General features: G+C 61.8%; 11 protein-coding genes. 4 read left to right on the top strand and 7 right to left on the bottom strand.

Annotation, left to right across the window (positions count from 1 at the left end):
- On the top strand, window positions 1-326 hold a 326-nt coding region (locus ACN4F8_RS19835), incomplete at its 5' end, for an ATP-binding protein (protein ID WP_419475152.1).
- Window positions 327-527: 201 nt separating this feature from the next.
- Here ACN4F8_RS19835 and ACN4F8_RS19830 read toward each other — a convergent pair.
- Together ACN4F8_RS19830 and ACN4F8_RS19825 are read right to left on the bottom strand one after the other, a co-directional pair.
- Entirely contained in the window at window positions 528-1,184 is a 657-nt protein-coding gene (locus ACN4F8_RS19830) for an FMN-binding negative transcriptional regulator (RefSeq protein ID WP_419475151.1), read from the bottom strand.
- 10 nt (window positions 1,185-1,194) lie between these two features.
- Window positions 1,195-1,842: a LysE/ArgO family amino acid transporter gene (locus ACN4F8_RS19825; protein WP_419475150.1), complete on the bottom strand. Its 648-nt coding sequence runs from the start codon at window positions 1,840-1,842 to the stop codon at window positions 1,195-1,197.
- Between the two features lie 75 nt (window positions 1,843-1,917).
- On the opposite strand from ACN4F8_RS19825, the gene ACN4F8_RS19820 reads away from it, so the two are divergent.
- The gene (locus ACN4F8_RS19820; RefSeq protein WP_419475149.1) at window positions 1,918-2,814 is read left to right on the top strand and encodes a LysR family transcriptional regulator ArgP; all 897 of its coding nucleotides are present in this window, start codon (window positions 1,918-1,920) and stop codon (window positions 2,812-2,814) included.
- A 282-nt stretch (window positions 2,815-3,096) separates the two neighbouring features.
- Here ACN4F8_RS19820 and ACN4F8_RS19815 read toward each other — a convergent pair whose 3' ends face one another.
- From ACN4F8_RS19815 to ACN4F8_RS19795, 5 genes are all read right to left on the bottom strand, one after another.
- Complete coding sequence (locus tag ACN4F8_RS19815) at window positions 3,097-3,960, bottom strand: universal stress protein (protein ID WP_419475148.1); 864 nt, start codon at window positions 3,958-3,960, stop codon at window positions 3,097-3,099.
- Window positions 3,961-3,973: 13 nt separating this feature from the next.
- A complete protein-coding gene (locus ACN4F8_RS19810; RefSeq protein WP_419475147.1) occupies window positions 3,974-5,455 on the bottom strand; it encodes a SulP family inorganic anion transporter in 1,482 nt (493 codons plus the stop codon).
- 540 nt (window positions 5,456-5,995) lie between these two features.
- The gene (locus tag ACN4F8_RS19805) at window positions 5,996-7,396 is read right to left on the bottom strand and encodes an FAD-dependent oxidoreductase (protein WP_419475146.1); all 1,401 of its coding nucleotides are present in this window, start codon (window positions 7,394-7,396) and stop codon (window positions 5,996-5,998) included.
- Between the two features lie 8 nt (window positions 7,397-7,404).
- On the bottom strand, window positions 7,405-8,310 hold the full coding sequence (locus tag ACN4F8_RS19800) for a tripartite tricarboxylate transporter substrate binding protein (protein ID WP_419475145.1): 906 nt from the start codon (window positions 8,308-8,310) through the stop codon (window positions 7,405-7,407).
- A gap of 149 nt (window positions 8,311-8,459) precedes the next feature.
- On the bottom strand, window positions 8,460-9,125 hold the full coding sequence (locus ACN4F8_RS19795; protein ID WP_419475144.1) for a GntR family transcriptional regulator: 666 nt from the start codon (window positions 9,123-9,125) through the stop codon (window positions 8,460-8,462).
- 204 nt (window positions 9,126-9,329) lie between these two features.
- On the opposite strand from ACN4F8_RS19795, the gene ACN4F8_RS19790 reads away from it, so the two are divergent.
- Both ACN4F8_RS19790 and ACN4F8_RS19785 read left to right on the top strand, forming a co-directional pair.
- On the top strand, window positions 9,330-10,142 hold the full coding sequence (locus ACN4F8_RS19790) for a phosphodiesterase (RefSeq protein ID WP_419475143.1): 813 nt from the start codon (window positions 9,330-9,332) through the stop codon (window positions 10,140-10,142).
- Window positions 10,143-10,700: 558 nt separating this feature from the next.
- Window positions 10,701-10,955, top strand: a complete 255-nt coding sequence (locus ACN4F8_RS19785) for a hypothetical protein (RefSeq protein ID WP_146191298.1) — start codon at window positions 10,701-10,703, stop codon at window positions 10,953-10,955.
- The last annotated feature ends 218 nt before the right edge of the window (window positions 10,956-11,173 follow it).

Genomic DNA, 11,173 nt, shown 5'->3' with positions numbered 1-11,173 from the left:
TCGGTCAAGCGGTGCTCGATGCCTCGCTGCCAAAACTCAAAACGGCCCTCTACAAACCCAACCTGCTGATCCTTGATGACTTTGGAATCGGGGAAATGTCCCCAACCGCAGCACAGGTCCTGCTCGATGTTGCCGACCGGCGCATGCGCACGGGATCTCTGCTTTTGACCAGTCAGTACCCCGCGGACACTTGGCACGGATTCTTTCCTGATCCAACCGTCGCGGACGCGGTTCTTGATCGCGTGGTGCATCAAGCTCATCGGGTCCAGCTGAAGGGCGAATCGATGCGCAAAATCAGAGGGCGAGCTGCTCTGAATCCTGGCTGATAAGGTCGCGCTTTCCTGGCCTGCGTTACCTTGTAATGGGGCGGCCTTTCCTACAGCCCCATGTACGGCTGGCGATCCCATCTTGATGGGTAGCTGTTCCCCAGCTCCAAGGCTAGACTTCAGGAATCGGCCATTGAGCGACATTCATGTCAGCGCCGGACAGCTGCCTCTCTGGGCGCATCTTCGAACAGAGGACTGCCGTCAGGAACCGCCCTTGGCTTGCGAATCAATGGCGTTCTTGACAAGCGCAGCCATCGCGCGCGCCGTGTCGCAGGCCTGCTCGCGCAACCCGTGCACCGTACCGATCCGGTCGGGAAGCGCTTCGTCCTGGCTGACCTTGAGCTTGCCCTCCAGGCGATCGATGGGAATTTCGATTCCGACGATGGCGCGCATCATCTTGTCCATGAACGGGACAGGCGCATCGGCAACCGCCCATGGCACCGGTTGAAGAGCTTCGTGAACCCCGGTGAGTCTTGTCAGCATGTCGAACAACCAGTCGCGATCCTCGACGGCGCGCGCCACGCCATGGGCATGTGCCACCGCATAGTTCCATGTGGGAACCACTTCGCCGTGCTTCGCCTTGCCCGGGTACCAACCCGGTGAGATGTAGGACTGGGTTCCCTGGAACATCACGACGGTTGGCGCGGTCGCCCCGAGTTCCCGCCACACCGTGTTGGCGCGCGACACATGCCCAATCAAGGTTCCGAACGGCCCTCGCGTGCGGTCCAACAGGAAGGGCACATGGTTAGCCACCAAACCCGTTTGGCCGTGGCACACCCAGGCCCCGAGGGGGTGCGATGCCATCAGCGCAAAGAGGGCTTCGCGATCGGTCAGTCGGTGTAGTGGGTTGACGTACATGCGTGGTACTTCAGATGCCGACAAGAGCGTGCCGCACCAGCAAGGCCGACAACACGAACATGGTCAACCCAATCAGGCCGTCCAGCACCTGCCAAGCCCTTGGCCGGGCGAACACGGGCGCCAACCATCGAGCCCCGAAACCCAGCAGCGCAAACCAGGCCAGACTGGCGCCGCTGGCACCAGCGATAAACCAAGCGCGAAGCCCGTTCGGCTGTTGGGCGCCGATGCTGCCCACGAGCAGGACGGTGTCTAGGTAGACGTGCGGATTGAGCAGGGTGAAGGCAGCTGCTTGCGCCACCGTCGCGCCCAGTGTCTGTGACGAGCCAGCCTCAATTGCTTCCAGCTGATGGGTTTGCCTCGCACGGCGCAAAGCCTGCCAGCCGTAGACCGCCAGGAAGACGGAGCCGGCCAGAGCCAAGGCACGAGCCAGATTCGGGCTCTCGCCCAGTGCCTGTGCCATGCCCATGACGCCCGCTGCGATCAGCAAGGCGTCTGCGGTCGCACAGAACAGCACCACGCCGCCCACATGCTCGCGGCGCAGGCCCTGGCGCAGCACGAAAGCGTTCTGGGCGCCGATGGCAACGATGAGACCAAAGCTCAGGGCCAAGCCTTGAACAAACACCGGAAATGCAAGAGAGGCAGTGACCGTGAGATTCATGATGTGCCGAGCTTGCCAACTTCGTTAGATGAAGACAAACTAAATCTTCTAACCTCGATGAAGAGAAACTGATCCATGCTCGACTATGCCGCGCTCGCCGCTCTTGCGGCCGTTATACGGGAAGGCAGCTTCGAGCGCGCCGCGCAGGCGCTGTTCGTAACACCGTCGGCGGTGTCCCAACGCATCCGTTCGCTTGAAGAGCGAGTGGGATGCGCTTTGGTGGTGCGCGGCCAACCCTGTCGTGCCACCGACACCGGCCGGCGCTTGTGTCATCACGTTGATCGGGTCCGGCTGCTTGAGCAGGAATTGCAAGGTTCCCTGCCAGCACTCGCACCTGAAGGCCTCACCCGCGTGGCGCTGCCGATTGCGGTGAACGCCGACAGCCTGGCCACCTGGTTTGCGCCGGCCGTCGCCGCTTTCGCCGCCGATGCCCCCGTGATCATTGAACTGGTGGTGGATGACCAGGACCACACTGCCGATTGGCTACGCAGTGGCGCCGTGCTGGCCGCTGTGACAGGAACGTCACGGCCTCCGGCTGGCTTCAACAGCCGCCCCCTCGGCGCCATGCGCTATCTGGCGGCCGCCAGCCCGGCCTACATGAAGCGCCACTTCGCAAGCGGCGTCGGTGCTGGAAGCCTGTCGAAAGCACCAAGCTTGGTCTTCAATACCAAGGACGATTTGCAGAGCCGTTGGGTGCGGCGCCTGTGCCACCGGGACGTGGAATTGCCTCGTCATGCCGTTCCTTCATCCCATGCGTTCGTCGCCACTGCTTTGGCCGGTATGGGTTGGGGCCTGCATCCGCAGGCCTTGATCGCGTCGCATCTGCGAGACGGGACGCTGGTCGAACTGGTACCCGATAGCGCGCTGGACGTACCACTGTACTGGCAGCACGCCCGCGCGGCCTCATCGTTGCTTGACGGCTTGAGCCGCGAGGTGGTGGCAGCCGCCTCTGAGGATCTGCTGAACACCTGAAGCTCTTTCGGGCCAGACATCAGCGCCGAGCGTTGGGTCCGAACGACCGGTATTGCTGCTCCACAGCGGCAGCATTGGGCCCTGAGCGGAGTTTTGACGAGGCTTTGTGCACGACGGCACCACAGCGAAAGCCGCCGCTGGTGAGTCGTCGTCGGTGCCAACTCCCATGTTGTCATGGCAACCATTGCAACTCGCCGATTTGAAAGTCCGATGTTGTGCGCGGTACAGACGTTAGACCCGCTGGGCGGCTGCCTTGAACCAATCAGTCGCTGCGGGTAGCTATCACCTCAACAGCAACGTTGGGACCGCAGCCGAGCGCAACAAGTCGGTGGTCTTGCTGCCGAGGAACAGGGTTCGCCAAGGCGAGTGGCTGTAGGCTCCCATGACCAGCAGGTCGCACTGCTGCGATTTCACCGCCTCGGCAATCGCGGTCGCTGGGTCTCCGAGGTGATCCTCCATCGACACCTTGAAGCCAACGGCCTCCAGCACGTTGCGGGCCTCCTCGATTTGCTTCGGCCCTTGGACTTGCGGCTTCCCAGCCATGAGCAAGTGGATGGGCAGGCCCTTGAGCAGGGGACTTCCAGCAATCATCTGGATGCCTTGGCGTGTCACGCTTGAGCCATCGAACGCGTACAGAACGCGGCTGGGAGCGCGGAACTCATCAGGCACGGCAAGCACCGGCTTGTTCACAGAGCGGACCACCCACTCCAGGTTACGGCCCAGGTCTCGTTGGGTGGCCTGGGCCGAAGCGCCGCGACGGCCCAGCACGAACAGGCGGACATCCCCCTGAAGCTCTGGGAGCGTGGCCTCCAGCTCGCCATGGCGTTGCCGCACGTCAACCACGAACGCACCCGATGCCATGGCCCGCTCACGCAGCCCGTTGAGGAACAACCGGCCCACCTCCCGGGCGGCGCGTGTCCTCGTCTCGTCTTCGTCGCTCAACTGCTTGAGCAGGTTCTCCTGCGCATCAAGGCCGATGGCCCCGCTGTGATCCTGCACGGCCTCCAGGCGGGGATGCCGGTCGATGACGTGAAGGAGTTCCATGGGCGTCTGCATCCGCTTCGCTGCCCATGTGGCGTAGTCCGCCACGCTCTCGGCGTACTTCGACTGGTCCACGCAGGCCAGCACTTTTTTGTCGTCGTTCATCGGGTGTTCTCCTTCAGTGGCCCATGAGCATGTCGTCCGCGCCATCCTTGTCGTGGATGCCGAAGCGGTCCACCATGGTTGCGCTGGCCTCATTCAGGCCGATGACCTCGACCTCTGCACCCTCGCGGCGGAACTTGATGACCGCCTTGTCCAGGGCGCTCACGGCGGTGATGTCCCAGAAGTGGGCGCGGCTCACATCGATGCAGACCTTGTCGATGACTTCCTTGTAGTCAAAGGCGTTGGAGAAGCGGTCGGCGCTGGCGAAGAAGACCTGCCCGATGACCTGATAGGTCCGGGTGCGCCCTTCGTCCTCGCTCTGCGACTTCACCCGCAAAATCTGTCCGACCTTGTGGGCGAAGAAGAAGCCCGACAGCAGCACCCCGGTCAGCACCCCCTTGGCAAGGTCGTGGGTGGCCACGGTGACGACCACGGTGGCAACCATCACCACGCTGGAACTCTTCGGGTGCTCGCGAAGGTTCCTGATGGAGGCCCAGTTGAAGGTACCGATGGAAACCATGATCATCACGGCCACCAGGGCGGCCATGGGGATCTTCGCCACCCAGTCCCCCAGGAACACCACCAGAATCAGCAGCACCACACCTGCAGTCAGCGTGGACAAGCGACCGCGACCGCCCGACTTCACGTTGATGACCGACTGACCAATCATGGCGCAGCCCGCCATGCCGCCGATGAAGCCCGTGGCGATGTTGGCAACGCCCTGTCCCACACACTCACGATTCTTGTCGCTCTTGGTGTCCGTGAGGTCGTCCACGATGGTCGCAGTCATCAGCGACTCCAGCAGGCCGACCACCATCAGCGTGAGCGAGTACGGGAAGATGATGGCGAGCGTCTCCCAGGTCAGCGGGATGTTCGGGATGAGGAACATCGGCAGACTGTCGGGGAGGTCGCCCATGTCGCCCACGGTGCGGATGTCGAGGTCTAGCGCGATGGCGACCCCGGTGAGCACGACGATGGTTACGAGGGGGGATGGCACCGCCTTCGTGAGGTAGGGCAGGCCGTAGATGATTGCAAGGCCTGCCGCGGTCATGGCATAGACGTGCCACGTCACGTTCGTGAGTTCAGGAAGCTGGGCGATGAATATCAGGATGGCGAGGGCGTTCACAAAGCCGGTGACCACGGACTTCGACACGAACCGCATCAAGGCTCCCAGGCGGACCCACCCGGCAATGACCTGAAGGACCCCGGTGAGCACCGTGGCGGCCAGCAGGTATTCCAGGCCATGGTCCTTCACCAGCGAGACCATGAGCAGCGCCATGGCCCCCGTGGCAGCGGAAATCATCCCAGGTCTGCCACCGGTGAAGGCAATGATGGTGGCGATGGAGAAGGAAGCGTACAGGCCCACCTTGGGGTCCACCCCGGCGATGATGGAGAAGGCAATCGCCTCGGGAATGAGTGCGAGGGCAACGACCAGTCCCGCGAGGAGGTCGTTGCGCACGTTGGACAGCCAGTCTTGGCGTAGCGTTTGAAGTGACATAGAAAGATGGCCCTCGCATTGATGCGAAGGCGGAAAGCTCGGCAAGAGGGGTGTGACCAACTGACGCTGGTCAGGCGAAGCACGTAGGGCGCGTGGCGGCCCTGGAGAACTACGGTGGAGTCACCGAGCAGAAGTACCCACGAGGCAGACCCCAGCCCGGGTAGGTCGTCGGGGTTCTGAGAGAGGTCGCCAGGGCATGTTGCACCGCGTCATTGTACTTACCGACTTCGGCGCCGCTCAGCAGCAGTTGCATGGGCTCAGTGTCCTTCCCAGACGACAGCTTTACGTCATGAAGCTGGCGTTTATCAATGCTGGCTGAATGACTGTCCCTGGCCGATTGCCGAAGTCTAGCCGGCCTTGCACCCGCCTGGCCAACCTACATGGCAACTAGGAGCCGCAAAATCAACGCCTAGCTGCATCAGATTGCGCGTGTCCAAGAGAGCCGATCCGGGTGTCCAGGTCCTACCGTTCCCGCTGTCCAAGAGAAACCGAACTGAGTGTCCAGTAGCGACCGAAATACGCAGTACTCGACACGCAACGTCATGCTGTCTCGTGCACGGCGTCTTTCACCTCTTCGCTGAACAGTGGCATACCCAGCGCCCGCAGCCGCTTCTGAACCTCTGCCACCGAAACCTGGCGCACCGTGGTGCCGCTTTCCACCGCCACCGCTGCGGCTACGCCGGCTGCCTGGCCGGTGGCCATGCAGGCGGGCATGTTGCGTGAGCGTGCATGTGCGGCGTGGTCGGCAGAGATGCAGCGACCAGCCACCAACAACTGTTCCACGCCCTGCGGCAGAAGACAGCGGTAGGGGATTTCGTACGGGCGCAGCCCCTGGAAATCCACGTCCGCGCCCTTGGGGTCGTGAATGTCAAGCGCTGACGCATCGGCCGCAATGCTGTCCTCAAAATGGTGACCGTTGAGCGCGTCGTCGCCCGTGAGCGTGTAGTCACCCACCACGTGGCGGGTTTCCCGTACACCGAGGACAGGCGCGATTTGCTCAATGCGCGCATTTTCGAAACCGGGAATGCACTCGCGGAGGTAACGCGCCACGCCTTCGATTTGGCGGTAACACTCCAGAACAGCATTGGTGAACTCCACAGGGGAGAACACATCGACCCCCATCACGCGTGTGGCGTTTACATACATGCGGCCACCCGCTGTCTTCAAAGTGATGTTGTCCCTCTGCAGTTGGATGCCGGTGTCGCGCTGGAATTTCTTCAGCGAGGTGTTGAACCCTGTGAGCCACAGACCATACGCCAAACCTTCGACGGTGTCGGGGATGGCGCGCGCCGGCACGTCGTCGGTGGTCCGGGCCCAGTCGGCGAGGCGAACGAGATCCACTCGATCCATGGTGAAGTACATCGACACCGGCTGCATCACCTTCTCAGCTGCGCCGTCGCCCATCACAGAGGAAGCGCCCGCACGCGCGGCTATATCGGCATCGGCCGAGCAGTCGATCACGACCTTACCGGAGATATATTGGCGCCCGCTTTTGCTCTCGATAACCACACCGGTGATTACACCGTCTTCCATCAGTGGAGCGGAGACCACCGTTTCGAAGAGAATCTGCACACCCGCTTCGGCGCAAAGGCGTGTGAGCAGCATCTTCATGATCTCTGGGTCGCACGGCGAGGCGATCTTCACGCCCCCAGTCTTCACGACCGCCATGTAGTCATCGCCCGCGCCGCCGATGCTGCGTGCCAGATTCCAAATCTCGAGCGGCAGCCCGCCGACCAGCGCGCCTGACGGTTTGGTGTTGAGGCCCAGCGTGAGGTTGCCGCCGAGCGAACCAAAGCGTTCGATCATGACGACTCGCTGGCCCTGGCGCGCCGCGGCGATAGCGGCCAGCGGCCCGGTGGTGCCGCCGCCGACGACGATCACGTCGGTGTCCAGAAGCAAAGGAATTTGGCGGTCAGGTTCGGAGATGTAAGTAGTGGACATTCGGTCTTTCATTCGATGACGATCTTGGCCCGTTGCACTACGGGCACCCATTTGTTGATTTCCCCGGCCATGAAGCTGCGGAAATCGGCGGGCGATGTGCCTACCACGTTGGCCCCCATGGACACCAGCTTGGCATTCACCTCGGGCATCTGGAGCACGGCGTTGATCTCTCGGCTAAGCTTGTCCACGATGGGTGCGGGCGTACCGTCAGGTACGAGCACACCGAACCACGCCACCGCCTCAAAGCTCGCATAGCCCGACTCGGCCATCGTCGCCACACTGGCCAACGCCGGGGCTCGCTCTTTGGTGGTCACCGCCAGGGCTTTGAGCTTGCCGGTTTGAATGTGAGGGGTCACCGGCACGATGTTGTCGAACATCATGTCGACTCGACCGGCCATCAGGTCCAGATGGGCAGGCGCACTGCCTCTGTAGGGGACATGCAGGATGTCCACATCGGCAAGAGCCTTGAGCAGCTCGCTGCTGAGCTGGTGCGAGGTGCCCAACCCAGAAGATGCGAAGGTCAATTTGCCAGGGCTCTTGCGAGCCAGCTCGACCAAATCCTTGACGTTGGTCGCCGGCAAGTCCGGCCGGGTGACCAACACCAGTGGGGTAACGGTCATCAGCGTGACGGGCTCGAAGTCCTTAACCGGGTCATACGCAAGTTTTCGGTACACCAGCTTGCTGATGGGCAGAGCCGCAGTCGCAATGGTTATCGTGTAGCCGTCAGCGGCTGCGCGTGCCCCCTGCTCAGTGCCAAGGTTGCCACCAGCGCCAGGTTTGTTTTCGACGACGATCGGCTGCCCCAGACGACGGCCTAGGTGATCGCCGACAAGCCGCACGATGGTGTCGGATGCCTCACCCGCCGGGAAAGGCACGATCACCCGGATGGGCCGGTTCGGGTAGTCATCGGCCATGGCGGATGTAGCCACTCCAAATGCCGCCGCTATTGCCAGTAAAGTTGATTTCATGTCGTTTGTCTCCTTTGTAGTTAGCCCTACCCGATCGGGAAGGTGCGGGGTGCGCTCTTCAGCGCAGATTGCATGCAAAAAAGGAGCCTCGCCACTCAGGCGGTTTTCTTTGGCGCAAATGCCTCCGGCTCTTGCCCCCTTAACGTTGCCTGGTAGGAATGGCGTACGTGATCTGCGGCCGCCTTGTGGGCGGCGGCTTCGTCGCGCGCTTTGATGGCGGCGCAAATGGCACGGTGATCCTGCACAGCGGTCTCCCGCCAAGCCGGTCCTCCATAGATCACAGACCGCCGCGACAGGTCGATCTGTGTGGTCAGCGAATCCATCAAATTGGCCAACCTTTCGTTGCGACACGCCCGGGTGATCAGCGCGTGGAACTGCGCGCCCAACTGCTGCCAACGCGCGAGGTCTTGTTCGCCCTCGTACTGGTCGCACACAACCTGCAGTTCAGCGATTTCTTCCGGCCGGGCCCTCAAGGCGGCGTAGCGCGACGCGGCCGCCTCCAGCACCTCGCGTAGCTCGAAGAACTCGCGCAGGTCATCTAGCGAACGCCTGGGAATCACGTAGCCACGATCCGGCAGTTCATCCAAATAGCCATCGCTCACGAGGCTTTGCAAGGCCTCGCGCACGGGAGTGCGGCTCATGCCCAGCGATTTCGCCAGATGAATCTCGAACAGCGGCTCACCAGGGCGGAGCTCACCGCCCAGGATGGCGTCACGCAGCTGCTCATACGCGCGATTGGAGAGGGGAAGGGTTTTGACCATTTTTATCCGTGTACTCTGTGTATACACAACGTACGCAGTATCTTTTTTCGACAGGAATCCGGTCAACCGGGTAAACCCGGATGACGGGTCAATGCTCAAAGCCAGCCCAGTGGGACCGCATGCTCAGGCACACTGAAGCGCTCGATTTCGCCAATAGAAGAAGAATTGGGTCCGATGCCCCCTGCAGCCCTCCCCCACCTCCTCGTGCAGTTCAGTGATACGCACATTGCCCCACCCGGGGGGCTCGCGTATGGCCGCGTTGACACCGCAGCCCACCTCGAAAAGGCGGTGGCGGCGGTCGACAGACTCTCCCATGCGCCGCTGGCCGTGCTTGTGACGGGCGACTTGGCCAACCATGGAGACGATGAGGCCTACCGTCACTTGCGTGCGTTACTCGCACCCTTGCGGTGCCCTGTTTACCTGATGCCGGGCAACCACGACGACCGTGCCGCCCTGCGCCGGGCCTTTCCGGAGCACGCCTACCTGCAGTCAAACAACTCGACTGACGCGGATGGATTCATCCAGTACGACATTGGGTTCCCCGGCTTGCGTCTGCTCACCCTCGACACCGTGATACCGCACGCCTCGCATGGAAGCTTGTGCGCCAAGCGCATTGGCTGGCTGGCAGACCGATTGGCAGAAGCTCCCCAAACGCCAACGATCGTGGCGCTTCACCACCCGCCGTTCCGGGCATTCCTGGACTACATGGACGGCATTGGGTTGCGCGAGGGCAGCGATGCCTTGGCCGACGTCGTTTCACGACATCCACAGGTATGCCGCATTCTGTGTGGACACCTTCACCGCAGCGTTCAAACCCACTGGGCAGGCACCTTGGTGCAGACTGCACCGTCGACTGCCCACCAAGTCTGGCTGGATTTTTCATCGGGAGGCGCCAAAGGCTTTGGCATGGATCCGCCTGGATTCCTGGTGCACGCCTGGGTCGATGGTGAACCCCTGGTCAGTCACCTGATGTTCAATGAACGCTTTGAGGGCCCATACCCGTTTCGCGGTGAGTAAAAAACGAGGATAGTCGCGTGGTGTAAACGCCGTGATCATCGACCCCAATTCCACAAGTTGCAGCAACTTGGTAGCAGTGATCACCAACAGCACTGCTCTGCTGGAAGCTCAGTACGCCGACTGAAGACTAAACCCTTCCCTGACCACACAGCCATGCCTTTCTGCATCAGGTTCTCAGGTGTGCGACTCTCGTCTAACACTGCTACGCATTGGTTCTGAGCGACAACTGGGTGCGGGTGGGGAATGATGGTGGAGCGGCAGACTGCGGTCGTTCGAGTCCCTTCGGTCGAAGGACGACACCCGCTGCACAGCCGACGTCGTTCGATCGGACGCCCGCTGAAGACTGGGTGCTGACGTTCTGATGCATTGCCTGGAGTGGAAGCAGCGTCTACGACCGGCCGTTCACTTCCCCGCGCCCAAAAGTCAGCTGCGCACCCAAGACCGGACTTCCGTCAAGTTACCAATCTCGGCTCTACCCCCTTGATGGGTAGCGACCCACGTTGACGATTGCTAGACTTCCCCAATCGGCCAGAAGTGGACATTCGAGGAGGAGGCAACGTGCGCGAAGCGAAGATTGCTGCTTGGTTCTTTTTCGTTGTGGGAGCCGGCTTGAGTTTGCTCAGCGCATGGGCGGCCGTCACATTGGCACCGCCGTCGCCAACCATCTCGTCGCTCCGCAACGGTCTGGCGCAAGTCTTGAAGGCAGCACTTGGTGTGCCTGCCGGCCATGTTGCCTACCACCTGTTTTGGACGGCCCTCGGCGCTTGCGTAGCCTACTTGGCGCTGCGAGTACTGAAAGACCAGTCGAGGTAAGGTCCCAAGGTCTCAGTCCGCTCAGTGCCCACCACCGCCCCCGCTACCATGACGCACATCGGCCATCAGCGGCCGTTCACGTCTCCGTGCCCATCGTCAAGTCAAGACTGATTGCTGCCACTTAGGGCTACGCTGAACAAGTTGAGAGGTGGCGCGAGGTTTGCATGTATCGAGACACCAGAGACACGAAGGTGAAGATGAAACAGCAAACCCTGGCG

The organism is Hydrogenophaga sp. (assembly GCF_048549895.1).
GTDB lineage: Bacteria > Pseudomonadota > Gammaproteobacteria > Burkholderiales > Burkholderiaceae_C > Hydrogenophaga.
Note: the sequence above shows the minus strand (reverse complement) of the source record. Positions and strands in the feature narration are given on the sequence as shown.

Coding starts and splice junctions, on each gene's coding strand:
- ACN4F8_RS19800 (WP_419475145.1), bottom strand. CDS start 8,310: ATGGCCGATGACTACCCGAACCGGCCCATCCGGGTGATCGTGCCTTTC.
- ACN4F8_RS19825 (WP_419475150.1), bottom strand. CDS start 1,842: ATGAATCTCACGGTCACTGCCTCTCTTGCATTTCCGGTGTTTGTTCAA.
- ACN4F8_RS19810 (WP_419475147.1), bottom strand. CDS start 5,455: ATGTCACTTCAAACGCTACGCCAAGACTGGCTGTCCAACGTGCGCAAC.
- ACN4F8_RS19830 (WP_419475151.1), bottom strand. CDS start 1,184: ATGTACGTCAACCCACTACACCGACTGACCGATCGCGAAGCCCTCTTT.
- ACN4F8_RS19820 (WP_419475149.1), top strand. CDS start 1,918: ATGCTCGACTATGCCGCGCTCGCCGCTCTTGCGGCCGTTATACGGGAA.
- ACN4F8_RS19815 (WP_419475148.1), bottom strand. CDS start 3,960: ATGAACGACGACAAAAAAGTGCTGGCCTGCGTGGACCAGTCGAAGTAC.
- ACN4F8_RS19805 (WP_419475146.1), bottom strand. CDS start 7,396: ATGTCCACTACTTACATCTCCGAACCTGACCGCCAAATTCCTTTGCTT.
- ACN4F8_RS19795 (WP_419475144.1), bottom strand. CDS start 9,125: ATGGTCAAAACCCTTCCCCTCTCCAATCGCGCGTATGAGCAGCTGCGT.